Raw genomic sequence first — 26,402 nt, forward strand, 5'->3', positions numbered from 1 at the left:
ATCATACCCTTGAATTCGGTGTTGGATACATCGAACTTTCGGATGATTTCCGGAAGAGATGGCGCGGGTAGCGTAGCCAAATTGGTAAGACACTCAAAAAGTATCCGAAGGTAACGATACTGATCCAAAAAACGGCAAGATTAAGAAAAGGTTCCATCTCTAGTCCGGCTTGTGTCACGACGACTTGGAATAGCAAAAAGGCATGAAAGACGGAAATCAGATACGGAATGAGCAAGACAGCCCCATACTTCATTAATAAGTAGCGGCGGATGTTACTGGAACCAAATCCTAGTGCGAATAATGTCTTCATTCGTTTTTGTTCTTGTTCCGCTGTCATTTGCATCCACACATGCAAAAAACTCGCATTGATGACGAACAACCAGATGGTGAGGAGAATGACAACAAACGTGACGAGGCGTACGATTCGAATGCCATCAATTTCATCTTCCGTCTCATTGATCAGCTGATACGGAACTGGCTGCTTCTCATCCAGCTTTGCTGCTGATTGGATGTTTCGGACGATCTTCATCCATTGTTTCCAATCTTTCGTTCCATAATCGTGATAGGCTGGTGTATCGAATACGACGATTTGACGAACAGGTTGTTTGAGTGTTTGAAAAGCGGCATCACTGACGACGAATATTGTCTCGATCTGATAGTTGTAGCCGAATACTAAATCATGGGAAGCCGGCGGTAGCAGTTCAAAATCATCTTGTTTCATTGCCTGTTCTGCCTTTTTCATCGTCGGTGTTTTCTCTTCGAGTTGTACCGGACGTGCCGGAACGAAGAAACTCTGTCGTCCCTTGACCGTTCGTTCCTGTAGTTGTAGCTGACGCATCATTTTATTGTAAGCAGAGATTGGCAAAAAGATACGTGTCTTTTCCGCCTTCACTTCAATATCCTGCTGATAGCGATTCGGAAAAGATTCCGTCATCGTCTGTTTGATGTCCTTCAGTCGTTTCGTCGGCTGCGCCGATTCTTCATAATAGACAAGACCAAACTGATTTTGGGACGACAAGTCGAGTCCGATTAATTGAAATAAGAAAACGAGTCCGACAGCTGTTAACGCACACGATGTCAAAATCGTTCCAAGGGCAATCAATGTACTATTCGTCTGTAACTGATTCGCAATCTCCGAAACAATTAGCTTTCGAAGTGACAACCGGCACGGGCGATACAATTTAATTAACCATGGCAAGATATATCGACAGATAAAGAAAGAGCCGATGAAGATGACGAGCGGGAAAAACATATAAAATCCATACGTTCGAACGAACGCAAGGACATATCCGTAAATCAAAAGCAGTAAAGCGGCGACTTGTGTCAAAATCCAAATCCTTCTTCGAAAAAGCGAACGCGAACGGACTGGTCGATCTGGACGAAAGCGGTAGATGGCCAGAACGGTGGCAATCAGTAAAACAAGGAAGGCTCCACCAATCAAGGCGAGAATCGCATAAAACGATAGTTCAAACTCGATCGGCGGCAAGAACATGATTTTGACAACAGATAATAACAACATCTTCGTCAAGACATTTCCAAGTACCATCCCCGCTGTGATGGCTAGACCACCAACGATCAAGACCTCAATTAAAAAATATTTCAGGAAGTGTGACAATCCACTACCGAGTGTCCGCATCGTCCGGAGATCATTCTTGCGATGCTCAAGCATCGTATACGTCGTCGAGTAGATGAACAGGATACTAAAGAATAAGATGATCAGTTCCGCGATGAATACGAATAATATCGTCATCTCGATGACTTGGTTCAATTGACTGAGTATCTTCGCAACGTTTTGAAACGATCCGTTCGTCAACAAGTTCCAATAACTCGTGACGATCGTCATCGCGATAATAATCGTCAAAGCATACCCATAGTACAATCGCTGGTAGCGTCGGATGTTACGTAGGGCGTATTGCAGATAATTGATGCTCATCCCCTCCTAACAGCGATAGTGATTCAATGACGCGTTGGAAAAAGACACGACGTGGCTCATCGCGGAATAACTCGGTTTGCACACTACCGTCTTTTAAGAATAGGACATGATTACAATACGAGGCGACTTGCGGATCATGCGTCACGATCACCATCGTCATCCCCGTCGCGTTTAGCTCAGCTAACACATCCATGACATGTTTCGTCGCTTGGAAATCAAGCGCTCCCGTCGGTTCATCTGCGAGCATCAGACGAGGTGTATGAATCAAGGCGCGACCGATCGCCGTCCGTTGTCGTTGTCCGCCACTGACTTCATCGACCTGCTTATCGAGCAGATCATCAATTTGTAAGCGCCGTGCCAATTCCTCCATCTCTTCGCGTGCAAGTTTTGCTTTCTTCCCAGACAACATCAATGGAACAAGCATATTCTCACCAAGCGTCAAGGAGTCGAGTAAATTAAATTCCTGAAAGATGATCCCAAGCGTCTCGCGTCGAAAACGCGTCATCTCTTTTCGCTTGAATGTCGCCGTATCGACACCATCAATCAGAATCGATCCCCAGCTTGGCTCATCAAGTGTCGCAAGCAAGTTGATTAGTGTCGATTTGCCACTACCGGATGGACCCATGACCGCGACCATCTCGCCTTCTTCGACTCGAAAATTCACATCCGTCAGCGGTTGCTCCGTCACCTTTCCGGGATACACCTTCCCCAATTGTTTGACCTCAATCATGTGTGCGACCTCCTACTAATCGAATCCGGCATGTCGTGCCGACACCTTCCTCACTTTCAAGTTCAATCTCGTGCCCAAGCTTCAAGCAGACTTGCTGTACGAAATACAATCCCATCCCGGTCGATTCGCCGTAACGTCGTCCGTTCTCACCAGTAAAGAACGCATTGAAAACGCGTGGTACGTCTCGTTTAGGGATACCGACGCCGTCATCCCGAATCGAAAGAACGACTTGTCCTTTTATCTCTTCTGCTGTCAGGACGACTTCTCGTCCGTGTCCCGTCGTATACTTAATCGCGTTCGTCACGAGTTGTAAGACGAGGAAACGAAACCACTTTGCATCCGTATAGACATACACATCCTCTGCGATGTCGAGTTTCGGAAAGACCTGATTTTTAACGAACAATCGCTTTTCCTGATTGATGATGCTCGTGATGAGCGGCTTTAATGACAATTGCTCTGCCTTCAAGTCCGTCTCGATTGCTTCTAAACGCGACGAATAGAGCATCTGATCGAGTCCACTGCGCAACCGATCGACCTCTTGCCGTAAATCCGCTTGATAGTTCTCCCCAGGATGTTCGAGGATCAGCTCGATGACGGATAAGGGCGTCTTCATCTGATGAATCCATTGATCCACATACCGATGCCGCTCCTTTTCCTTGCGGCGCTCAGCGAACAAACTGTTCCGGAACAGTGTCTGTTGTCGCTCTAAAAATTGTTCAACGGCAACGGAAATCGGTTCTTCGCTATCACTGCGAATCGGTTCTGCAACCGACTGAACAGGCTGTTGCATTCGTCGAAGCAGCGGTAGCATGCTGAAGAAACGATAACTGAGATAAATCAACAGACCGATACTGTTCAAGAGCACGATATAGAAGAAGGCTGCCGGACGATACAGATCATAGAGCCATAAGACGGCATATAAAATCAGCATCTGTCCGGTAAAGAAGATGATGCCTGGTATCGCGTGCCGTAAAAAGAGCTTCATTGCTCAAGAACCAGTTTGTAGCCGACACCCCGAACGGTCTCGAGACCCCCGACACCAATCTCAGCGAGTCGTTTGCGGACGCGCGTGATATTGACGTTCAATGTATTCTCATCGACGAATGCCTCGTCATCCCAAATTCGTTCGAGTAAATCTCCCCGACTGACGATCCGTGGACTTGCCGTCAACAACATCTCAAGAATCAATCCTTCTTTTTTCGACAGTTCGATCGATTGTTCTCCATACTCGACGATATAACGGTCTAAGTACAGCGTGACACCCTCTTTCGTCACCGTCCGTTCATCCGTTTCATTCGATAAGGTACCATATGCCCGGCGAATCTGACTTTTAATTTTCGCAATGACGACTGCACCTTGGAACGGTTTGACAATATAGTCATCGGCACCATATTCGAGCGCCATAACTTGATCCATTTCCCCGACCCGTGCCGAGATGAACAGAATGGGTGCTCGTGTCTTCATCCGCAATTGTCGGCACCAATAGAAGCCGTCAAACTTCGGTAAGTTGACGTCTAGTAGAATGACGTCTGGATTCGCCTCCTCATACGTCGCCACGACGTCCCCTCGTCCATCTTCAACGACTACTCTAAAATCGTAACGTTCAAGCAGTTCCTTCAATAATGTAGCAATCTTCATATCATCTTCGACTAATAAAATCGTATGCATCGTTCATGTCAACTCCTTCTCTCCTTATCATAACGAACTCAAAAAGGACTGGAAACGATTATTCCGTTTCCAGTTTCTTTGAAGTATCTAGTTGGTTACGTGACGATACGGCGGTACGCGCGAACAGTCACGATGTAATAGATGAAATAGACGATCGTATAACAGATGATCGCAAGCAACGTCGGACGGACGATATTGTAGTTCAACAGTTTCTGCAAGACTTGCATCGCAACTACACTATGAACGAGTCCGAGGACGTACGGTAAAGAGAAGACGAAGCCAACGAGACGACGGATGATACCGGTCTGTTCCTTCTCATCCACACCGATTTTCTGGATGATTGCAAACCGTTGTTTCGATTCTTCCGCTTCTGCGAGCATCTTGAAGTAGATGATTGAACCGGTTGCAAGCAAGAAGACAAGACCAAGGAATCCGGCAGCGAACGCGAGTAAGCCAGTCGTCGCTGTCGTCATTGCATAGACAGGATAGTATGCTGCCATCTCCGTGTCCGCTTGTTTTCCATAAAGTTGCGTCAACTGTTTCATCAGCCCATCGTCATGACGTTCGTCCGAGAACTGATAATTCGTCAGCGTAAAGCCTTTTTCCGGCATCTTCGCAAAGGCATCATCGTTCACGACGAAGGCAAGCCGCTGTTTCTCATAAAGTTGAGCGATCGGTAAATTCGTCGCAGCGGTGATGCGAAAGGACTCATGTACATCCTTGATTTCGACACCAATCGGTGATTTGACTTTCATCTTCAATAAGTCATTTCCTTTGAATGTCTCAAGGACGATCGCTTCGCCTTGTTTTGGCTCTGCGATGACTGATTTCCCATTGGCTTTTGCGAGCTTCACGTAATCCGAGTAATTGACGTAGCTAAATTGTCCTGGCTGATCTTCATAGGCATACGTCTGATAATAGCGTGTAAACATCAGCGGATTCGGAAGTTCCATCTGTTGATCGACGTTCTTGACGTTGACCATCGTCCGACTTTCAATCTTTTGGTCGGACTTGGCAATCAGCTTTTCCGCTTCTGCTTGTTTACTCGCAATCGACAGACTATATGGCATTTGTTCCTCAACAGTCTGATCGATGAAGTAATAGATCGACGTCGCCGTGCCAACTGTCGTCAGTGTCACAGCGGTAATGACTGTGATCGTTGACAGCATGACGGCATTCGATTTGATCCGTGACAAGAGTTGCCCATGTAAAATTAAGTTCGTTCCTTTGAAATGTCGTGCTTGATTACTTAAGAGACGTAATAAGAAAATCGTGAAGTAACTCATCGTCCCAAATGTTCCGAGAATGACACAGAGCATCAAGATCGGTGCAACGATCGTGAAGTGATCCATCAATGGTTGCCCTGTCAAATAGTATCCGACGCCGATCAATCCAACGGATAGCACCGCAAGAATCGGATGCACTTTCGGGAGTGATTCTGCTTGTTGCTCTGCCTTAAACAGTTCAATCAATGTAAAACGATAAATCGTCCGTGCTGAACGTAAGGCGATGATTAGGAAAATCAACAAGAAGACGCCAATCGTCTGACCAACGGAAGCAAAACTGATCGTAAACGTCGCGTCAACTTGCATCACCATGACAGAAGCCAGCAACTGAACGAAATATTTTGAAGCAACCGTCCCGATTGCGATTCCGAGAATCAGACCAATCAGACCATACCCCATCGTTTCAAGGAAAATTAAGCGTGCAATCTGTCCTCGTTCTAGACCGAGCAACGCATAGAGTCCAATTTCTTTCTTACGGCGACGTAAGAAAAAGTCACTCGAATACCAGATGAAGATAGCTGAGAAGAGCGCTAAGATGATGCTTGATCCTGTAAAGACCGTTCCTAATTTTCCGTACATTTCGTTCGCCTGAAGCATTGCTTCATTTGATCGAATCGCAAGGAACGTATAATAAATCAGAATCGCGAATGTGACTGCACCGAGGTACATCACGTTTTGGCGAATGTTCTTTAGATTTTGAAACGCTAGTTTAGACAAGCTCACGGACGGCACCTCCGAGTTCGCGTTGGACTTCCATGATCTGTTCGAAAAACTCTTTCTGTGAACCGAAACGATGGACTTCCTTGAACAGCTCCCCGTCTTTGACGAACAAAATGCGTTCTGCGTACGATGCTGTCATTGGATCATGCGTTACCATCAAAATCGTTGCGCCTTCGTCGTTGAGTGCCTGCATCGCCTCAAGTAATCCTGTCGCCGATTTCGAGTCGAGCGCACCGGTCGGTTCATCCGCTAAAATGAGTGACGGATCGTGGATGATGGCTCGAGCAGCCGCCGTCCGTTGTTTTTGTCCGCCTGATAGTTCGACAGGACGTTTATCGAGTAAGTCGTTAATACCTAGCTGACGCGCGACACGCTCCACTCGCTCGAGAATCATTTTTTTATCGACGTTCGCGAGTGATAAGGGTAATGCGATATTCTCTCGGACCGTCATCGTATCGAGTAAATTGAAGTCCTGGAAGATGAAGCCAAGTTGTTCCCGGCGGAAACGTGCCAATTGTTTTTCCTTCATCGCCGTCACGTCTGCCCCATTGATTAAAATCGATCCGTCTGTCGGCTGATCGATCGTCGATAGTAAGTTGAGTAACGTCGATTTCCCAGCACCAGACGGTCCCATGATGCTGACGAACTCTCCTTCATGGACACTGAGCGTCGTCGGACGTAACGCTTCATGCCGCGCTGTTTTCGTTTGATAGGTTTTTGAGATTTGATTTGCTTGTAAGATTGCTTTCATTTGTAATGCCTCCTGTGTTTGATTCGTTACACTCAGTCTAGTACGAGTGCTCGTTTCTCAAAATGGACTTTACTTTCACTTCTCTTACAAAACGGTAAGACAAGGGAGGAGACAACAAAAAAAAGCCTCCATCCGAAAGGGATGGAGACTAGTCGTATCTTATTTATGTGTTGCTTTGAAGAGCTCTGTGTCTCCTGCAACAACAGAAGTTCCTTCAGCTGGTACAGCTGAAAGCGTGAATTGATCGTGGTTCGTTACGATGATCGGTGTGATCGTCGATGGTGCGTTCGTACGGATGTAGTCAAGATCGAACTCGACGAGGACATCTCCTGCTTTGACTTTATCACCTGACTGGACGTGAGCTGTGAAGCCTTCGCCTTTGAGGTTGACTGTGTCAAGACCAACGTGAATCAACAGTTCAAGACCATCTTCACCTTTTAAACCGATTGCATGTTTTGTTGGGAAGATCGTTTCGACCGTCGCGTTGATTGGCGAGACGACTTTACCTTCTGTTGGTTCGATCGCGACACCGTCGCCCATCATTTTTTGAGAGAAAACTTGATCGGGTACGTTCTCGATGTTGACGATTTTACCTGTAAGTGCAGAAGCGATTTTCGCGTTTCCTGCGTCGTTACCACCAAACAATTTTTTTAAGAATCCCATGATACTATCCCTCTACTTTCTCGATCGTTATTCTTCCAAGTGGAAGTTTCGATTTTTTATAGGAGTAAGCTGTTAGACAGCTCGCTCACGTTCTCACAAAAAGCATACGTTTGTCCCTCTGGTTTTGCAAGTATTTTTGTGTGATAATAGTTAGAAATCAAAAGGAGGCGCTTACATGTTACCATTTTCAGAAATTACATATGTCCGCCCTGATCTTGCCTTACTTGAAACGTCCATGAATCAAGCAATCGCTCGATTAACGGAAGCCACACAGGTAGATGAAGCAAACGCAGCCATCACTGAGATTAATACCCTCAGAAACCAATTTGAAACGGCAAGCCAGCTCGTCGAGATCCGTCATACGATCGATACACGCGATACGTTCTATGAAACGGAGCAAGGGTTCTTCGATGAAGCGAGCGCAATTTATCAAGGATATGTCTCAAGTTATTATCAGGCATTAACGACACATCCACTCCGCAGTGAACTCGAACAGACGCACGGCAAACAGTTATTCTTGATTGCTGAAGCAAGCTTGAAGACGTTCTCGGAAGAGATCATTCCGAAGCTTCAAGAAGAGAACCGTCTATCAAGTGAATATACGAAACTGATGTCTTCCGCTCAAATCGAGTTTGATGGTAAGACGTTGAACTTATCGCAGTTCGGTCCCTACCTTCAATCACCAGACCGCAACGTCCGTAAAGCAGCTTCTGAAGCACGCTACGGTTACTTAAACGAACATGGTGAAACCATTGATACGATCTACGATAAACTCGTCCGTATCCGTACAGAGATTGCGAAAACACTTGGTTTCCCGTCGTTCGTTGAGCTCGGATACGCACGGATGCTCCGCGTCGATTACAATCAATCGATGGTCGAACAATACCGCGAACAGATTCGTGAAACGATCGTTCCTCTCGCAACAGAGCTCAAAGAGCGGCAACAACGACGCATTGGCGTCGATCACTTGTATTACTACGATGAAGGATTTGCCTTCAAGTCTGGTAACGCAACACCTAAAGGGGAAGAGTCGTTCATCATCGAAGGCGGCAAGAAGATGTACGCCGAGATGTCACCAGAGACGAACGAGTTCTTTAACTATATGCTCGACCGGGAAGCACTTGATTTAACGGCGAAGCCTGGTAAAGCCGGCGGTGGATATTGTACTTACATCGCAGACGAAAAACTCCCGTTCATCTTCTCGAACTTCAACGGGACAGCTGGCGACATCGATGTCTTGACGCACGAAGTCGGACATGCGTTCCAAGTCTATGAGAGCCGTCACCTGACTGCTCCAGAGAGTGCTTTCCCGACGTATGAAGCGTGTGAGATCCACTCGATGTCAATGGAGTTCTTCGCTTATCCGTGGATGGAGGAATTCTTCGGCGAAGAGACAGCGAAATACAAGTTCAATCACCTCGCGGGTAGCGTCACATTCCTACCATACGGCGTTGCGATTGATGAGTTCCAACATGTCATCTATAACCAACCTGAACTGACACCAGCGGAACGTCGTCAGGCATGGCGGACGATCGAGAAGAAATACTTGCCACATCGTGATTACGAAGCGAACGATTACCTCGATTCTGGCGCATGGTGGCATCAGCAAGGACACGTCTTCGGCAGTCCGTTCTACTACATCGATTACACGCTCGCTCAAGTCTGTGCTTTCCAGTTCTATGCCTGGATGGAACAAGACCGGGAAGCGGCGTGGAAGTCATATCTCGAACTTTGTCGTGCTGGTGGATCAGAGAGTTTCCTCGCACTCGTCGAACGCGCTGGATTAAAATCTCCGTTCGCACCCGGAACAGTCGAAGCAGCGGTTGCACCGGTTAAAGCGTATCTTGAACAAGCCGACGACCTCGTACTCGACCGTGTCTAATCGCTCGATGACGTCACTGAAGTAAGGACATCCCTTTACTTCAGTGGCGTTTTTTTGTTTTCACGAAAAAAGAATCCCCGTAGCGTAAATTGGCTACAGGGATTCTTTCATTAAGACTGAAGCGCTTCATGATACTTTCCGTACCAGATGCGAAACTCGTCTGCAGGAATTGGTCTCGAATAATAAAAACCTTGGGCATATTCACAGTCAAGCATGCGTAAATGATCCGCTTGTTCGATCTCCTCGATTCCTTCCGCGACGACATCATATTTTAACGTATGTGCCAGTTTGATGATCGTCTCAATCAGCGGTGCGTTCGAACACGCATCTGGACCACTGATGAACGAGCGATCAATTTTAAGTCGTTGAATTGGCAATCGACTCAAATAGGACAAGGAGGAATATCCTGTACCAAAATCATCAATAGCAAGGCGATAACCCATTTGATGTAGTGTTTGTAAGGCATCAAACACACGCGTGTCCGAAAAGACACCGAACGATTCCGTAATCTCGAGCTCCATCCGTTCTTCAATCCCAGGATGAATTTCTCGAATACCAGTCAGGTAATCGACAATCCGGCCAGAGACGAGCTCTTTTACAGATAAGTTCGCTGAGACGCGAAGTACCTCAAGCTCCGTTTCCTTCCACTCCTCGACTTGCCGAACCGTTTCGGCAACGACCCACATACCGATTTCTTCAATCAACATCGATCGCTCAGCAATCGGAATGAAAATCGCCGGACTAATCATCCCACGTTCTGGATGGAACCAACGTAAGAGTGCTTCACAACCGTCTACTTTTCCTGTTGCAAGATTAATTTGTGGCTGATAGAACAGTTGCAATTCATTTTTTTCAATTGCGTCTCGTAATTCCCCTTCGAGAACGACTGATTCTAGATATTCAGCACTCATCCACGGTTCGAACCAGACTGGTCCACCTTCCGTCTGTTGTTTCGCATGTTGCATCGCGATATCGACAGAGGATAATAAAGAGGTGACAGCTATCGCATCGTCCGGATAACGAACCATACTCATACTGATGCTGACATTCACGAATTCTCCATTGATTTCATAAACATGTTCGATGACTTGCTTCAATTGCTGGTAATCAACGATATCCTGCTGCGCGACTAACACAGCGAATTCATCTCCTCCAATCCGTGCCGCTTGTCCGGTTCCGATGAAGTGATGTTTGAGTCGATTCGCGAGATCCTTCAAAATCTGATCTCCTGCCCCATGACCGTAGATATCATTGATTCGGCGGAATTGGCGAATGCTGATGGTAACAAGCTCACCTGGTTGTGGTGCCTTTAGTGCATCTGTCATTTTTTGTTCAAAACCATTTCGATTCAGTAACCCTGTCAACATATCAAAAAGCGCGAGTTGTGTAATGCGTTCTTCTCGTCGAAACTGATCCGTCTCATCATGACAAGACAGATACAAGGCAACACCTGTTTCATCTTCTTTGTTCGGAACGTGAATGATGTTGACGAACATATTTAAAATATCTTCATCAAATAACATTTTACAGCGGATCGTCTGACTGTTTCCTTCGATTGCCTGCTGCAGCGCTCGCCGCATTCGATTCAAATCAGCCGGATGTACCAATTCTTCAATCGTCCAATCCGATGTTGCATGCGTTAACTGTCGAAAACGATCATTTCCACTTAAAATCGTATAATCCGATGATAAAGCAAGAATCGGATCTGTATTTTGAGAAAAGAGTGATTCGATTTCGGCTTTCTTCTGCTTGATCTCTTTTGTTTTCGCATCACTATGATCGAGTAGCCCAGCGATGATGGCTGTCATCGTTCGAAAGGCTTGAACAACCGGCTTGAAATCGTTTCTTTCATGTACATGGTACCCAGATTGTCGCCGATCCTCAGCAAACGTATTCGCTTCGTTTTGTAGTAAGGAAATATCTTTTCGAAAAGCACGTAATAATAACCAATTAAGTATTAATAATGCCGTAATGACAAGAATGATTGTTGCAAATAGCAACCAAGCATTTTGAATGATTTGCGATCCTCGTTGCTCCATTTCTTGTTGTACTTGTTTTAATTTTTGATTGTATATCTTATACATACTTGTTTCATACTGTTTAGACTGCTCAGCTAATTTTGCATAATTTTTATCATTTGATGTACTCAGCAATTCATCTAGCGTTTCTGTGTAATTTCGCATCTGACTTCTCATGTTGGCAATTTCCTGTCGCCCTGCGTCGTCTTTTAACGAAACTACACCATATAAGGCATTCATGAGCGATTGTTGGCGTATTGGCAAGTCGATCCGCATTTGTTGGATGCGTAAGCGATCAATTGAACTGATTTCGTTGTCCCGACGTGCTTCTCGTAGAATCTGTGCCGATTTTCCAAGTTGCTCTTCCATCATGATAAGATGCGAGAACACATCATAATATGAACCGGTCTCTTTACTTAAGACAAGTTGATTAAAAATCACTTCACTTTTAAAGTTCGTAGAGACCGTGAAAAAGCGATGATTGGAATCATATCCTTGACGCTCTAATTTCGTGATTTCTTCCAGCAACTCTTTACGTGCTGGTCCAGTCACTGGTTCTTCCTTTAGTTGTTCATATAAATGGAAGAGGGAAGTTTCTGCTTGTTTTGTTACTTGTGGTTCCTCAACCTTTTTTTCTAAGAAAGCCAGATAATAAGAAGTTAAATCTTGAGTCGCATGATTTGCTGGAATCACGATGTCAATCGCTTTTGCTGCCTCTTCGAAACGTTTTCCTTCTTCGAGTGTTTTGTTCAATTGGTGTAACGCAACGATAATCGCAAGTAGACCGATGACTGCAATCATCCACGAGAACGTTTTATAGTAGGATCGTCTTCGAAAAGCTTCTTCGATGAAGACTGGTGATAAACGTCGCAACACATCGTCCTCCCTAAAATGTCATTATGCTTCTATATCGTCTCTTTTTGCTGTATGTTGAAGTCGATTTAAGTCAATAAAAAGCACTTCTTCTCACATTCCGTGAAAATAAGTGCTTTCTTTACTAGTTTTATATTTTTTAGTAACTGACATTTTCGCGTGCTACTTTTTTCGCGAAATAATCGATGATATCCCGACGACGAATGATTCCGATGAAGTGCTTTCCATCATCGATGACAGGAACGAAGTTTTGGTCCGTGATGACTTCAATCATCTCTTCCATTTGCGCGGTAATCGAGACTGGTTTATAACGAACGCGTTGTTTAATATCCGTCAACCGTGTTTGCAAGACGTGATCATAGTCCGCATGCTCTAGATTAGCCTCAAGCGCCCACAAGACGTCTCCTTCCGTTAATGTCCCTGCATATTTCCCTTTATTATCGACGAGTGGAACGGACGTAAATCGATGATGTTTCATCTTTTCTAATGCCTGTCTGACCGTCGACTCAGGATCTAGATATTTCACCTCATCTTTTGGTAGTAAGAAAAAAGCAATGTTCATTTCTGTTCCTCCCTAGCCACTCTGTGACACCTTCTTCATTTTATCACGAAGCTTCGCTGGATTCATTTCTCAAATGATGAAAATCTCTACATAATTCCTTCATATTTAGTGGTACCCTTCCGATAGTCTGAATAGACAGATTTTAAAGACTATTTAAGATAGGAGAATTCATATGCGCCTCCCGATCACCCGTCGCCTGTTCATCGGGCTTATTTTATTGCCCGCACTTACACTTGGTGTCTCTACTTGGTTTTCTTACAACCAAACGAGCCGAACAGTCGATCAACTTGTTGACTCGACGTCCCAAACTGCTTTAAAGCAACTCGAACAATCGTTTTCCCGTATCATTGATGATACAAAAAAGGATACGACACTTCTTGCCGGACTCCCTTCTAACCGTGAAGACGGTACCCTACCGAACTACATAGATACCACAAAACAACCGTCTGCCTCAGATGCTCCTTCTCAAAAAGCGACAGATATCTATACTACTCTTGAGAAATATGGATCATCTAAAATCGAAAATTCATTCATTCAGTACGCTGATACAAAAGGCGGCTATCTCAACTGGCCGAAACAAGAAGTCACACCAGGATACGATCCACGAAAAGAAACCTGGTATAAACAAGCACTTGAAAATTCAAGTACCGCAGTTATGAGTGAGCCCCATTATGATAGCGCTACAAAGCTATCGATCATTGGTTTCTCTAAAGCGACACTGGATAGTCAGGCGAACATTAAAGGTGTGTTATCCGTCTATAAAAGCGTCAATCGACTTGCCGAAGACATGAAACGGATTGAAATTGGACAAAAGGGGTTCGTTTTCAGCTATACACAAAACGGAAAAATCGTCACTCACCCCAATCGAAATTATTTCTTTAAAAAAATCAATCAACTACGAGAAAATGGGAAGTCATATTTCTCGTCTCCAACCACTATGCTTGAGCAAGAATCCGGAACGAAAATCATGGATGTGGAAGGAAAAAAATCAGTCGTCATTTGGCAAACTTCTTCTAAAACCGGATTTAAGTTAGCAGTTGTACTCGATTATGCTTCCTTGTATGCGCCGAAAGAAGAGATGTTGAGTCAATCCTTAGTGAATTTCGTAATCGCTATTGCTCTTGCTACACTCATTGCTTGGTTGATCGGACGTTCTATCAATCGACCATTATCCATGTTACGCCGAGAAGCATTAGCAATCGCATCCGGGGATCTTCGAACACAAGATCGTCCGAAACGATTCATTAAAGATGAATTGACGGATCTCAGTACGAATTTTGACGCGATGCGTGCTCGTTTGCGACAAACGATTCTAGCGATGACTACATCTGCTACGACGGTTCGTGATGCCTCAGAAGAATTATCTACTAACGCTACTCATGTTCAGAATGCTTCACGCCATATTGGGCAGACAATGGAAGAAATTGCAGCTGCCGGTGAAACACAGACGAAACAGGCTGAGCGTTCTTCACACGCTGTATACGGTGTAAAAGAACGATCAACCGCGATGCAACAAGTTGCTTCTACGACTCTCTCAGAAGTCGCTTCGGTTGCTTCTGCTGCCACACGGGGCAGTAATGTTACGAAGCAAACAATTTCTGACTTATTGAATCATTCCGATTCACTTGAAAAAGAAATCGAAAATACTTCTGATTTCTTAGGTAAACGATCTGATGAGATCGGTAAAATTCTTGGAACGTTACAAGCGATCTCTAGTCAGACGAATTTACTTGCTCTCAATGCAGCAATCGAAGCCGCACGTGTTGGTGAACAAGGTCGTGGATTTGCTGTCGTCGCAAGCGAAGTTCGAAAACTCGCTGAAGAAAGTGACGCGTCTGCTAAACAAATCAAGCAACTCTTAGATAATATCCAGCAAGAGACGCATACAGCAATGAGCGCGATGCATCACGTCATGAGTGACTTAAAAGTCTCTCTTGAATCTGTCAAAACGACAGGAGATGACTTCGAGCGAATCGCAGGATCCGTACACCATGTATCCAGTCGAACAGAAGCATTGACGGGTGACATCGAGGCACTGACGCTCGCAACGGAAGAAGTCTCAGACGCAATGGGAACGATTCTTGCTTTAACGGAAGAGAACGCAGCTGGTCTTGAAACGAGTACGGCTAGTATTCAAGAAACAAACGCGACCCTTGAATCTGTTACAACGGCAGCAGTTCATTTAGCTCATATCGCCGGTAATCTTCACTCACTTACGTTGGATTTCCAGTTAGATGAAGCGGTTTCTACAGAAGACTCTATTGAAGAACAAGAAGAGATCACATCCACAGATGCTGAAATGTTCCCTACAGAGGAGTCTGCTTATGACGAAGTCGCAAGCACCGAATTGACGGAGCACGTACTAGAAAACGATGATCTACCTGAAGCAGAAGAAACTCAAGCGGAAGAAAACACAACCGAGACGTCACATTCTTCTACAAATCATTAAGCATATCGATCCGAAGTCTTGAAGAAAGACTTCGGATTTTTTCATTCCCACTCGACTATCTACTGCAGAGCACATACACTAGATACAATCGATGCATCAATTAGAAAGGAGTCGCTTCATGAATCTCTTGAAAACTTCAGATTTGATACAAATTGCTGAACATTTATTTGGAATGACTGGTTTTTTTATTTCATATAAAAATCAAGAGCATGTGTCAATCGATTTACGTCCTGCTGCGCCAAGGCATCCTGGTAATCTACTCATTGAAGACGAGTGGCCATCCTTGAACAACCGTCCTTTGCTGCATACGTTAAAAGATGGAACGGCCTATCTTTTCGTAAATGTTCCTGCTCAAGGAATGTATCGAATTGGTCCCGTCCTCTTACAGTCTGCTCTTTTTCGTGCTCATATCCAAGATGAGACGTATCACCAATTTTATAAAGTCCTTCCCCGAACGACTGAAAATCGTTTAATTGACTGTGCTCATCTGTTGTATCGACTTCTCCACGGCGAAGGATTACCTTCTCGCGATATTGAGCATGTTTCAGATATACAGGAGGAGGAAATTCCTCTAGTGTCTGATGCCCCTTCACATACAGGTGTGACAGCTTATCGAAAAGCTTGGCAACGTGAACAACAAATCATCGATTGGATTTCGTCAGGACAAAGTGAACGACTCGCTACGACGTATTCTCTTCCTGCTTATGGTGAATTCGGTACGCTAGCACGCCATCAACCACTCCGTGCAGAAAAGAATCTGCTTCTTGGAACAGTTCTTTTAAGCGCACGTGCTGCGATTCAAGGAGGACTTGAACCAGACGAGGCTTTCTCGCTTAGCGATCGAATGATTGAAACAATCGAAGCCGCGACAAGTATCGCGGAACTGAGAAATCGACATGTTCGGATCACGGTCACCTTTGCAGAAGCCGTTAAAGAAATTCAGGCCTTACGTCACTCGCCGCATGTCTTAGCTGCCATTCGATACATTCAGCAACATCTATATGATCCTTTATCGGTCTCGTCCATCAGTCAAGCGATTCACGTATCCTCCAACTATTTATCCGTTTTATTCAAAGATGAAACGGGTTTACCGCTGGCTCGTTACGTCATTCGTGAACGGATTCGAGAAGCAAAAAGGTTGCTCCGTTCATCTGACGACTCTCTATTAACAATTTCAAATCGACTGCACTTTTCAAGTCAAAGTCATTTCAGTCAAGCCTTTAAACAAATCACAGGTGAGACACCGACTCATTACAGACAAAAGACAGATTTTTAGGAACACTGCTACCTTTTTCAGATTTGTGATATCCTATTCAACAGAATACAATTTTGCCGAATCGAATCTTTTTTCGATTCTTTCATCAAAAGGAGAGTCAACATGAATTCAATTAGCGTGATCATTCCAGTCTATCAAACCGAATCTCAAGCGAAAGCTGCGATTCAATCCGTTCTCGACCAACACGTTTCGATTCCTATAGAAATCGTCGTTGTCTTTGATGGACCAAGTTCTTATGTCGATGACATTCGTACACTGTATCCAACGTGTACGATCATCGAACAATCACATCAAGGCGTGTATGCGGCTCGACGCAATGGTGTTCAAGCTGCTTCAGGAGACTATGTCATCTTTTTAGATAGTGATGATATTTTAGCTCCACGTGCACTTTACACATATATCAAAGCTTACGAAAAGTCTCGCGGGGAAGTGATTATCGGAAAGGTATCTCCGGTCTATAATAAAAAGAAATGGTTGATGCCGATTGATGATGATCGCTACTTCTTTTACTCGCGCACGAAGTTTAATTCGCGTCACTTGACGACGATTCATGGATGGATGATCAAAAAAGAATTGCTTCAAATGCTGCCTAGCCTTGAAACGACATGGTTTGCGGATACGCTCATCGCACATACTGTCATTTCGCAGTTAACAAACATTACTTCCGTCAACTACATCGTGTACGGACGGAATTCAAGAAGTACACCACTAGATGGTCAATCGCTCTTCCAACTACGTGACATTACGACACTCTCAGATATCTCTCGGATTTATGGCATATTATCAGCAGAGACAAAAGATGAAGAAGTTCAAAAATTCTTAAATACATGGTATAAGCGATTCATTTCAAAACGTGGACGTACATTACTTGAACGCAGTTCATCTAATACTCAACAAGCAGAAGTCTTCAACCATGTCGCTTACGACCTAAAGCGGATGCCTACAAAGAGTAAATATTTACAAGCATGGTCAACCGGATCTTACGCGATGTTCAAACTGTACATTACTGCTGTCAAAACAAAACGTTCGTTACGTGCGGCGCGCCGTAAAAAAATTAAAAATGGTCTTATGCTGTATCGACTATTCCAAAAAGTGCCGATCAAAGACAATCTCGTCTTATTCGAAAGTTTCTTAGGACGAAGTTACTCGGATAATCCAAAAGCACTGTACCTTCAGCTGAAAGAGAAACATCCGGAACTGGAACTCGTTTGGATTTTCGCTCAGGAACCTTCTGATGAAGTGAAGGAAGCATGCCCGAACTGGGTACTCCGAAACAGCTTTACGTACTATCAATACATGGCTCGCGCGAAGTATTGGATTTTCAACACACGTCAGCCTCTCAGCTTGAAAAAACGCGAAGAAACCATCTATCTTCAAACATGGCATGGTACGCCATTAAAACGACTCGGTCTTGATATGGAAGACGTGCATATGGCTGGAACGAATGCGATTCGATATAAAAAGAATTTCTATAACCAAGCGCAAGAGTGGAACTACCTGATTTCGCCAAACGCGTATTCAAGCGAAATCTTCAAAAGCGCATTCGGTTTCCAAAATACGATGCTTGAAACTGGCTACCCACGAAACGATCTCTTATATGCCGATAATCAAGAGGGTCTAATCAGTGAAATCAAAACACGATTAAACATTCCGGCCGATAAAAAGATCGTCCTTTATGCACCGACATGGCGAGATGATGAGTTCATCGCCCGAGGAAAATACCGATTCGACTTGCAGTTGAATTTAAATGAGATGCAAGCACGTCTTGGCGATGACTACGTTGTCCTTTTACGGATGCACTACTTGATTGCTCAAAATATGGACATCAGTGGTCATGAAGGATTCGCCTACGATGTCTCTTCATATGGTGATATTGCTGAGCTCTATCTGATTAGTGATATCTTGATTACGGACTACTCTTCTGTGTTCTTTGACTATGCACACTTACAACGTCCAATGATCTTCTTTACGTATGACTTGGAGAAATATGCTTCGACGTTACGTGGTTTCTACTTCGACTTCGAAGAAGTCGTCCCAGGACCACTCTTGAAAGAAACCGATCAAGTCATCGACTATATCGAACAAATCGATACGAAATCTGTTGCTTATCAAGAGAAATACGACCGCTTCCTCGAGCGTTTCTGTAGTCTGGATGATGGAACAGCAAGTGAACGTGTTCTTGCTGAGTTGTTCCCGAATGCAGCACGATCGACTAATGAGGATGAAGCAACAGAAACTGAATGATGATTAGTAAAAATGAGAAATGGCTTAATAAAGTCATTTCTCATTTTTTGGTTTCTCATAGAACGAGAATAAAAAATGCCTCCTTCCTTGTGGAAAGAGGCATGAACAATTTAGTTACGGACGAACAAAGCAACGCTCTCGACGTGTGTCGTATGCGGGAACATATCGACTGGTGTCACTTCAACGAGTGTATAACCGAGTTCTGTCAACAGCTTCGCGTCGCGTGCTTGTGTCGACGCGTTACATGAGACGTAGACGATCCGCTTCGGTGCGACATCTGCTGCTGCACGTAAGAATTCTTCGTCACAGCCTTTACGTGGTGGGTCGACGACGATGACGTCCGGCTGAATACCAGCCTTGACGAGTGCTGGCATGACTTTCTCTGCTGCACCGTACTCGAACGTCACGTTCTCGATCCCGTTCGCTTGTGCGTTCCGGCGTGCGTCATCGATCGCTTGCGGTACGATTTCGATGCCGTAGACGTGCTTCGCTTGTTTTGCGAGTGACAATGAAATCGAACCGATCCCACAGTACGCATCAACGACAGTCTCATCTCCCGTTAACTGGGCATACTCGAGCGCTTTCGCGTAGAGTTTCTCCGTTTGTACCGGGTTGACTTGGAAGAACGAATGCGGTGAGATCTCATACGTCAATCCAGCGATTTGATCGCGGATGACAGACGGTCCGTACAAGACGACATTCTTTTTCCCAAGGATGACGTTCGTATCATCTGGGTTAATGTTGTGCTGGATCGACGTGACGTTTGGTAACGCCTTTAAGATCCCTTCGACGATTTTATCGATACCACGAAGTTGTTTGACCTTCGTGACGAGAACGACCATCAACTCGTTTGTATGGTAGCCGTGACGTGCCATGATATGACGGATGACACCTGCTTTTTTCTTCTCGTCGTATGCTGGTACTTTTAAATCAGCAAGGACTTTACGAACCGCTTGAACAGCTTCGTCGTTTTCTTTGTTTTGAATCAAGCAGTAGTCCATATCGATGATCCGGTGACTCCGTTTTTGGTAGAAACCAGCCATCAATTTGTTCGATTGGAATGCAACCGGTACTTGTGCTTTGTTGCGGTAACCCCACGGATCTTCCATTCCGATCGTCTCATGGACTGGAATCTCAAGACCTGCTAGGCGTGCAAAGGCATCACGGACACGGTTGTGCTTGAACTTGAGCTCTGCGTCATATGATAAATGTTGTAATTGGCAACCACCACACTGGTTGTAGACCGGGCAAGGTGGCTCAACACGATCGACACTCTTCGTCTTTTGACGAATGATGCGACCAAACCCGTAAGACTTCGTCGTTTTCGTGATCTTGATTTTAACCTGCTCCGTCGGCAATGCACCTGGGATGAAGACCGTGTAGCCATCAATGCGTGCGACCCCTGACCCTTCATGTGTCAGGTCGACGATCTCGACGACGTGTTCATCGTTCTTTTGTACTGGAATCATGAATATCCTCCTTAAAAACCTCGCTTCACGCGAGGTTCGTTTCTGCTTCTTGTAGTTGTGTATTAATCTGTTCCATCTCTTCGATCCGGAACTTTGGTGTCATGACTTCGAAATGAGAGCGAAGATTCGTCATCTCGCCTTCGCAAATGCCGCCAAACTCACCATCGATGTTCAAACTCATCTCTGATGTGTTCTTCATACGGACGAACGATGTCGTGACATGCTCGATACAAGGATCCGAGAAATGATCCCCTTTTAAGGCAAGGCGCATGACACGAATCAATTCGACGAGGTTACATTTCTTCAGAATAAAGAGATCGAACCGACCGTCATTGAGCGACGCGTTCGGTGACAACTTCTCGAATCCGCCGACGGAGTTCGTATTTGATGTCAAGAACAGCATGACTTCTCCTTTGAATATACCCTTTTCATGCTCAAGTTCGACATATGTCGGTCGGATTTGCGGAAGTTTCTCCATCCCTTTGACATAGTACGCGAGCTGTCCAAGTGCCGTCTTCAGCTTCGAAGGCACTTCGTACGACAGTTCTGTCATGATGCCACCACCAGCGATGTTGATGAAGTAATGGACGCCTGTAGATCCTTCGATCTTACCGATATCGACCGGCATCGTATGACCGGTGCAGATGACATCCATCGCCCCTTCAATCGTCAACGGAATACGCATCGCCCGACCAAAGTCATTCGTCGTTCCAACAGGTAATACACCAAGCTTCGGACGTTTGTTGTAGGCAGCCATACCGCTGATCACTTCGTTCAACGTACCATCACCGCCTGCTGCGACGACTAAATCAAATTCCGCTTCGCATGCTCGTGCTGCTTCATACGTCGCATCGCCGACCGCTTTCGTCGAGTAGACAGATGTCTCATAACCCGCTGCTTCGAGTCGGTCGAGGATATACGGTAAATTTCGTTTAACCATCTCTTTCCCGGAAGTCGGGTTATAAATCACGCGCGCTCTAGGTCTCATAAGATTTTCTCCTTTTTGACTCAACCGTTCATTTGATACATAACTGTTTTATTTTACATGAACTCTCGAGACATTACAAAGCCAAAAAAGACAGCGCCCGATTCCTCAGAGAAGTAAAGGAGGAACGAGCGCTGTTCGATCAGGTACTTATTTTAGTTTTTCAAGCTCTTCGTAGAAGAGTTGATCAAGGAGGGCAGGGTTTGCCATTCCTTTTGTTTTTTTCATGATCTGACCGATGACGAAGCCTTTCTTCCGGTCACGTCCACCGAGTAATTCCTCGACGACGGCTGGGTTTGCTTCGAACATCTCGACGATGAGACCACGCAACAATCCTTCATCCGAAATTTGGGCAAGACCGTTCGCTTCGACATACGCACGCGGTTCAGCACCTTCTTCGATGACGGCTGTGAAGACTTGTTTGGCAATTTTCGATGAAATCGTTCCGCTTGCGATCAAGTCGATCATCTCCGCCAGACGAGCTGGTGTCATCTTGACCGTTTCGAACGTTTCCGTCGACTTGTTCAAGTGACCTTGGATCTCACCAACTGTCCAGTTCGCTGCTGCTTTCGGCTCTGCGCCTGCTGCGAGTGTCGCTTCGAAGTACTCTGCCATCTCACGTGTGACCGTCAATTGTTTCGCGTCATACGCTGAAAGACCGAGTTCTTCTTGGTAACGAACGCGACGTGCATCCGGAAGTTCCGGGATACCGGCACGAATCGCTTCTTTCCAATCGTGATCAAGCACGAGCTTGACGAGGTCAGGCTCTGGGAAGTAACGGTAGTCTGAAGCCCCTTCTTTGACACGCATGAGGACGGTTTGTTTTTTCGTCTCATCGAAACGAAGTGTTTCTTGACGCATCACACCACCCGCAAGCAACAACTTACGATGGCGATCTTCTTCGAACTCAAGACCTTTTAAGACGTTTCCGAACGAGTTCAAGTTCTTGAGCTCCGTTTTCGTACCGAACTTCTCTTGTCCGTATGGACGAACCGAGATATTACAGTCACAACGAAGTGACCCTTCTTCCATCTTCACGTCTGAGACGCCTGCATATTGCAAGACTTCCTTGAGGCGTTCGAGATAGGCGACAGCATCTTTTGGTGAACGCATATCCGCTTCACTGACGATCTCAATCAGCGGTGCGCCTGTCCGGTTGAAGTCGACGACCGAGTGGTTCGCACCCGTGTGATTCATCTTACCAGCATCTTCTTCAAGATGGACACGTTCGATTCGGAAACGTTTCGTTTCGCCATCGACTTCCGCATCGATGAATCCGTCAAAACCAATCGGTTGATCGAACTGAGAGATTTGATACGCTTTTGGCGTATCCGGATAGAAGTAGTTCTTCCGGTCGAATTTCGTTTGATCGGCAACTTGGCAGTTCAGTGCCATCGCTGCACGAACAGCGAGTTCAACGGCTTTTTCGTTAATTTTCGGCAAGACGCCCGGATGTCCAAGACAAATCGGACACGTTTTCGTGTTCGTCTCTGCGCCGTATTCCCGCGCACAACCACAGAACATCTTCGTGTTCGTGCTTAGTTCGGCGTGGACCTCGATTCCGATGATCGTTTCAAAGTTCATGATACATTCGCTCCTTATAATTTCGGAAGCGCGAATCCACCTGTCGCAAGCTCAAACGCATGCGCAGCGCGATAGATCGTCGCCTCATCGAAATGTTTTCCAATGATTTGTAAGCCGACTGGAAGACCGTCGACGAATCCAGCTGGAACTGAAATGGCTGGAACACCTGCCAAGTTGATTGGAATCGTCAAGATGTCATTCGCATACATCGTGACGGGATCATCGAGTTGTGCACCAAGTTCGAATGCTGGTGTCGGCGCTGTTGGTCCGATGATGACGTCATAGTTCGCGAGGACATCGTCGAAATCTTTTTTGATCAGCGTCCGGGCTTGTTGTGCTTTTTTATAGTAGGCATCGTAGTAACCAGAGCTGAGCGCATACGTTCCGAGCATGATCCGGCGTTTGACTTCGTCTCCGAATCCTTGTGAACGGGAATACTTGAAGACATCTTCAAGTGCGTCCGCTTCGGCACGGACACCGTAACGTATTCCGTCAAAGCGTGCGAGGTTCGATGATGCTTCCGATGAAGCAAGTAAGTAGTACGTCGCAAGCGCATATTTCGAGTTCGGAAGTGAGACTTCGTCAACCGTTGCACCGAGTGCTTCGAGTTTTTGGATCGCTTCACGGATGTTGGCTTTGACGCCTTCACTGACACCCTCACCGAAGTATTCTTTCGGAACAGCAACTTTCAGACCTTTGATATCACCTGTCAACGCTTGTGTGTAATCCGTTGCTGCAACGTTTGCAGACGTCGAATCCATCTCACAATGTCCTGCGATCGCACTCAAGAGATAGGCGTTGTCTTCGACCGTTCGTGTCAATGGACCAATTTGGTCAAGCGATGACGCGAACGCTACGAGACCGAAGCGTGAGACAAGACCGTAAGTTGGTTTTAAACCGACGACACCACAATAAGCAGCCGGTTGACGAATTGAACCACCTGTATCCGAACCAAGGCTGAATAAGACTTCGCCTGCTGCGACAGCTGCCGCTGAACCACCCGAAGAACCGCCTGGGACGTGGTTTGTATCCCATGGATTACGGACTGGTTTATACGCCGAGTTCTCGTTTGATGAACCCATCGCGAACTCATCCATGTTCAATTTACCGATCGTGATTGCCCCTGCTTCATGCAGACGCTCGACGACTGTCGCATCATGTGCCGGTACGAAGTTCTCGAGGAATTTCGAACCACATGTCGTCGTCATCCCTTTCGTGACGATGTTATCCTTCACGCCGATTGGAAGACCAAACAATGGATTTGCTTCGTGTTTCGCGACGTCATCCATACGTTTTGCTTGTTCGAACGCTTCTTCATTCAATGAGAGAAACGCACCGATTTTCCCATCGACACGGTCGATTTGATCAAAAGATTCTTGGACGAGTTCAGAAACTTTGACTTCGCCATCCTGAATGAGTGTGTGTAGTGTTTTGACACCATGTTCAAAAAGTGACATCGGGTCATTTCCTCCTTATTCGAACACCGCTGGGACGCGGACTTGTCCGTCTTCCCAATCTGGTGCGAGTCGTTCTACTTCCGTACGCGGAAGCGATGGACGTACTTCGTCCTTACGTAGGACGTTCTTTAAATCGAGGACGTGTGTCGTTGGTTCGACGCCCGTCGTATCGAGTTCATTTAATTGTTCAGCGAACCCAAGAATTTTCTCGAGTTGTCCTGTGAATTGTGCTACTTCTTCATCTGTCACGGCAAGGCGTGCCAAATGCGCCACGTGGCGGACTTGCTCCTCATTAATCTTTGCCATGTCATTCCACCTCCGGAACTTTTGCAATATATTTTACACTATTTCTAATCATAGCACTTTTCGTCCAGACAAAAAAGACGATGGTGCATCGGGGGGAGGTCCGCACCATCGTCCTTATAGGGGTAGCAAAGCTTCCGGGCGGAAAGCTTCTAGTTATGAAATACCCGCTTTAAATCAGACGAAACAAAAATACTGAATATTCATACTAATACATCAATGAGCAGATAGACATTGAAGACAATGACGATTGAGACGATCACCCAGGCCAACGCGTTCATGAACCGACTATTCCGGTGTTCTCCCATGTATCGCTCACTTGCTGTTGCTCGAATCAACGGAATCAGCGCGAACGGAATCCCGAACGATAAGGCGACCTGACTGAGGACGAGTGCGCGCGTCGGATCAAAGCCCGAGAAGAGCAGTAAAATTGCCGGTAACATCGTCACGGTCCGTCGGACGAACAACGGTAATTGAAGATGCAAGAAGCCACGCATGATCGCGTCCCCCGACATCGTACCAACACTTGAAGAAGCGAGACCCGAGACGAGTAAGGCAATCGCAAACAGATACGGCGCGATACCACCGAGCGTGACATGCAGTCCTTCATAGATTTCTTCTAACGAACCGGCTTGGTATGACGTGCCGTAAAAGACACTTGCTGCGATGACAAGCATCGCTCCGTTGACCGCTCCGGCAATCAACATCGCCCCCCAGATATCGAAGCGTTGGATGCGTAACATCGATGCTTTATTCGCAACGTGCCCCATCCGTCGCTTTGTTAAATCGGAATGAAGATAGATCGCGTGTGGCATGACAGTTGCCCCAAGCATTCCGGCAGCAAGGACGATGCTCGATGTGCCTTCGAATCCCGGTATTAGCCCTGCTGAAAAATCACGGAAGACCGGATGAACTTCAAATACTTCAATCGCAAAAGCCGCTGCGATGATCAGGACGAGCACCGCGATGACGGCTTCAAAATGCCGGAGTCCCTTTTGCTCGAACCCGAGGATGACGAAGGACAGTACAGCTGTTAAAAGGGCTGCCATTCGTAAATCGATCGCAAACAGTAAATGAAATCCGAGCGCTGCTCCGACGAATTCCGCGAGATCCGTCGCCATCGCGACGAGTTCGGCTTGTACCCAGTAGAAGAAGCGACTGACTGGCGATAATTCCTCGCGAATTACTTCTGCCAAACTGAGATTACTGACGATCCCGAGTTTGGCTGATAGGAACTGAATGACGACTGCCATCAAGTTCGAGGCAACAATGACCCAGAGCAACAAGTAGCCATACTGGGCACCCGCCGTCATGTTCGTCGCGAAATTCCCCGGATCAAGATAGGCGACGGCAGCGACGAACGCTGGCCCGAGATATGTCCGTTTTCTTGGTAAATCTTGTGTAAGTGGCTGTGTCGCCATCTCCTTCACCTCACTTTTTGTTTTTATTATACGCTTATTTTGCGCATGCGCAACAAATATGTTTATGGTAAATAACAAAGTAGTAAGTAAATAAAAAAGGTGCCTCCTATAATATAGGAAACACCTTT

Annotated in this window: 19 protein-coding genes; 4 read left to right on the top strand and 15 right to left on the bottom strand. The window is 45.8% G+C overall.

Annotation, left to right across the window (positions count from 1 at the left end):
• Position 1: 1 nt before the first annotated feature.
• From ADM98_RS15400 to ADM98_RS15430, 7 genes are all read right to left on the bottom strand, one after another.
• A complete protein-coding gene (locus tag ADM98_RS15400) occupies positions 2-1,933 on the bottom strand; it encodes an ABC transporter permease (RefSeq protein ID WP_053454244.1) in 1,932 nt (643 codons plus the stop codon).
• Positions 1,899-2,663 carry an ABC transporter ATP-binding protein gene (locus ADM98_RS15405; RefSeq protein ID WP_053454245.1) on the bottom strand — a complete coding sequence of 255 codons (765 nt, stop codon included), beginning with the start codon at positions 2,661-2,663 and terminating at the stop codon, positions 1,899-1,901. The genes ADM98_RS15400 and ADM98_RS15405 overlap by 35 nt, the downstream gene beginning before the upstream one ends.
• Positions 2,656-3,648 carry a sensor histidine kinase gene (locus tag ADM98_RS15410; protein WP_053454246.1) on the bottom strand — a complete coding sequence of 331 codons (993 nt, stop codon included), beginning with the start codon at positions 3,646-3,648 and terminating at the stop codon, positions 2,656-2,658. Before ADM98_RS15410 ends, ADM98_RS15405 begins: the two co-directional genes overlap by 8 nt.
• On the bottom strand, positions 3,645-4,331 hold the full coding sequence (locus ADM98_RS15415; RefSeq protein ID WP_053454247.1) for a response regulator transcription factor: 687 nt from the start codon (positions 4,329-4,331) through the stop codon (positions 3,645-3,647). Before ADM98_RS15415 ends, ADM98_RS15410 begins: the two co-directional genes overlap by 4 nt.
• A gap of 95 nt (positions 4,332-4,426) precedes the next feature.
• The gene (locus tag ADM98_RS15420) at positions 4,427-6,340 is read right to left on the bottom strand and encodes an ABC transporter permease (protein WP_053454248.1); all 1,914 of its coding nucleotides are present in this window, start codon (positions 6,338-6,340) and stop codon (positions 4,427-4,429) included.
• Positions 6,327-7,088, bottom strand: a complete 762-nt coding sequence (locus ADM98_RS15425; protein ID WP_053454249.1) for an ABC transporter ATP-binding protein — start codon at positions 7,086-7,088, stop codon at positions 6,327-6,329. The genes ADM98_RS15420 and ADM98_RS15425 overlap by 14 nt, the downstream gene beginning before the upstream one ends.
• 159 nt (positions 7,089-7,247) lie before the next feature.
• The gene (locus tag ADM98_RS15430; protein WP_053454250.1) at positions 7,248-7,751 is read right to left on the bottom strand and encodes a PTS sugar transporter subunit IIA; all 504 of its coding nucleotides are present in this window, start codon (positions 7,749-7,751) and stop codon (positions 7,248-7,250) included.
• 175 nt (positions 7,752-7,926) lie between these two features.
• On the opposite strand from ADM98_RS15430, the gene ADM98_RS15435 reads away from it, so the two are divergent.
• On the top strand, positions 7,927-9,633 hold the full coding sequence (locus ADM98_RS15435) for a M3 family oligoendopeptidase (protein ID WP_053454251.1): 1,707 nt from the start codon (positions 7,927-7,929) through the stop codon (positions 9,631-9,633).
• 110 nt (positions 9,634-9,743) lie between these two features.
• Here ADM98_RS15435 and ADM98_RS15440 read toward each other — a convergent pair whose 3' ends face one another.
• Positions 9,744-12,527: a putative bifunctional diguanylate cyclase/phosphodiesterase gene (locus tag ADM98_RS15440; RefSeq protein WP_053454252.1), complete on the bottom strand. Its 2,784-nt coding sequence runs from the start codon at positions 12,525-12,527 to the stop codon at positions 9,744-9,746.
• A gap of 136 nt (positions 12,528-12,663) precedes the next feature.
• A complete protein-coding gene (locus tag ADM98_RS15445) occupies positions 12,664-13,086 on the bottom strand; it encodes a CBS domain-containing protein (RefSeq protein WP_023469329.1) in 423 nt (140 codons plus the stop codon).
• Between the two features lie 172 nt (positions 13,087-13,258).
• Between ADM98_RS15445 and ADM98_RS15450 the strand changes: the two genes are divergently transcribed.
• The 3 genes from ADM98_RS15450 to ADM98_RS17205 all read left to right on the top strand — a co-directional run bounded on the left by ADM98_RS15450 (position 13,259) and on the right by ADM98_RS17205 (position 19,055).
• Entirely contained in the window at positions 13,259-15,535 is a 2,277-nt protein-coding gene (locus tag ADM98_RS15450) for a methyl-accepting chemotaxis protein (protein ID WP_053454253.1), read from the top strand.
• 118 nt (positions 15,536-15,653) lie between these two features.
• Positions 15,654-16,811 (top strand): helix-turn-helix domain-containing protein, encoded by a 1,158-nt coding sequence (locus ADM98_RS15455; protein WP_053454254.1) that lies wholly within the window; start codon positions 15,654-15,656, stop codon positions 16,809-16,811.
• A 102-nt stretch (positions 16,812-16,913) separates the two neighbouring features.
• Complete coding sequence (locus tag ADM98_RS17205; protein ID WP_082318575.1) at positions 16,914-19,055, top strand: bifunctional glycosyltransferase/CDP-glycerol:glycerophosphate glycerophosphotransferase; 2,142 nt, start codon at positions 16,914-16,916, stop codon at positions 19,053-19,055.
• Between the two features lie 110 nt (positions 19,056-19,165).
• On the opposite strand, the gene rlmD is transcribed toward ADM98_RS17205, so the two are convergent.
• From rlmD to ADM98_RS15490, 6 genes are all read right to left on the bottom strand, one after another.
• Positions 19,166-20,524 (bottom strand): 23S rRNA (uracil(1939)-C(5))-methyltransferase RlmD, encoded by a 1,359-nt coding sequence (gene rlmD / locus ADM98_RS15465; RefSeq protein WP_053454255.1) that lies wholly within the window; start codon positions 20,522-20,524, stop codon positions 19,166-19,168.
• A 25-nt stretch (positions 20,525-20,549) separates the two neighbouring features.
• A complete protein-coding gene (locus ADM98_RS15470) occupies positions 20,550-21,512 on the bottom strand; it encodes a diacylglycerol kinase (protein WP_053454256.1) in 963 nt (320 codons plus the stop codon).
• A gap of 147 nt (positions 21,513-21,659) precedes the next feature.
• Positions 21,660-23,093, bottom strand: coding sequence for an Asp-tRNA(Asn)/Glu-tRNA(Gln) amidotransferase subunit GatB (gatB, locus tag ADM98_RS15475; RefSeq protein ID WP_053454257.1), 1,434 nt, complete (start codon positions 23,091-23,093; stop codon positions 21,660-21,662).
• A gap of 14 nt (positions 23,094-23,107) precedes the next feature.
• The gene (gatA, locus tag ADM98_RS15480; RefSeq protein ID WP_053454258.1) at positions 23,108-24,550 is read right to left on the bottom strand and encodes an Asp-tRNA(Asn)/Glu-tRNA(Gln) amidotransferase subunit GatA; all 1,443 of its coding nucleotides are present in this window, start codon (positions 24,548-24,550) and stop codon (positions 23,108-23,110) included.
• A gap of 15 nt (positions 24,551-24,565) precedes the next feature.
• Positions 24,566-24,856 (bottom strand): Asp-tRNA(Asn)/Glu-tRNA(Gln) amidotransferase subunit GatC, encoded by a 291-nt coding sequence (gene gatC / locus ADM98_RS15485; protein ID WP_023469336.1) that lies wholly within the window; start codon positions 24,854-24,856, stop codon positions 24,566-24,568.
• Positions 24,857-25,056: 200 nt separating this feature from the next.
• On the bottom strand, positions 25,057-26,334 hold the full coding sequence (locus tag ADM98_RS15490; protein WP_442855424.1) for an Nramp family divalent metal transporter: 1,278 nt from the start codon (positions 26,332-26,334) through the stop codon (positions 25,057-25,059).
• Between the last annotated feature and the right edge of the window lie 68 nt (positions 26,335-26,402).

It is taken from the genome of Exiguobacterium sp. BMC-KP, assembly GCF_001275385.1.
GTDB lineage: Bacteria > Bacillota > Bacilli > Exiguobacteriales > Exiguobacteriaceae > Exiguobacterium_A.

Excerpts from the sequence above, each read along its gene's own strand:
- ADM98_RS15430 (WP_053454250.1), bottom strand. The coding sequence starts at position 7,751 with ATGGGATTCTTAAAAAAATTGTTTGGTGGTAACGACGCAGGAAACGCG.
- ADM98_RS15455 (WP_053454254.1), top strand. The coding sequence starts at position 15,654 with ATGAATCTCTTGAAAACTTCAGATTTGATACAAATTGCTGAACATTTA.
- ADM98_RS15470 (WP_053454256.1), bottom strand. The coding sequence starts at position 21,512 with ATGAGACCTAGAGCGCGCGTGATTTATAACCCGACTTCCGGGAAAGAG.
- ADM98_RS15445 (WP_023469329.1), bottom strand. The coding sequence starts at position 13,086 with ATGAACATTGCTTTTTTCTTACTACCAAAAGATGAGGTGAAATATCTA.
- ADM98_RS15425 (WP_053454249.1), bottom strand. The coding sequence starts at position 7,088 with ATGAAAGCAATCTTACAAGCAAATCAAATCTCAAAAACCTATCAAACG.
- gatA (WP_053454258.1), bottom strand. The coding sequence starts at position 24,550 with ATGTCACTTTTTGAACATGGTGTCAAAACACTACACACACTCATTCAG.
- ADM98_RS15415 (WP_053454247.1), bottom strand. The coding sequence starts at position 4,331 with ATGCATACGATTTTATTAGTCGAAGATGATATGAAGATTGCTACATTA.
- rlmD (WP_053454255.1), bottom strand. The coding sequence starts at position 20,524 with ATGATTCCAGTACAAAAGAACGATGAACACGTCGTCGAGATCGTCGAC.
- ADM98_RS15400 (WP_053454244.1), bottom strand. The coding sequence starts at position 1,933 with ATGAGCATCAATTATCTGCAATACGCCCTACGTAACATCCGACGCTAC.
- ADM98_RS15410 (WP_053454246.1), bottom strand. The coding sequence starts at position 3,648 with ATGAAGCTCTTTTTACGGCACGCGATACCAGGCATCATCTTCTTTACC.
- ADM98_RS15450 (WP_053454253.1), top strand. The coding sequence starts at position 13,259 with ATGCGCCTCCCGATCACCCGTCGCCTGTTCATCGGGCTTATTTTATTG.
- ADM98_RS17205 (WP_082318575.1), top strand. The coding sequence starts at position 16,914 with ATGAATTCAATTAGCGTGATCATTCCAGTCTATCAAACCGAATCTCAA.
- ADM98_RS15405 (WP_053454245.1), bottom strand. The coding sequence starts at position 2,663 with ATGATTGAGGTCAAACAATTGGGGAAGGTGTATCCCGGAAAGGTGACG.
- gatB (WP_053454257.1), bottom strand. The coding sequence starts at position 23,093 with ATGAACTTTGAAACGATCATCGGAATCGAGGTCCACGCCGAACTAAGC.
- ADM98_RS15435 (WP_053454251.1), top strand. The coding sequence starts at position 7,927 with ATGTTACCATTTTCAGAAATTACATATGTCCGCCCTGATCTTGCCTTA.
- gatC (WP_023469336.1), bottom strand. The coding sequence starts at position 24,856 with ATGGCAAAGATTAATGAGGAGCAAGTCCGCCACGTGGCGCATTTGGCA.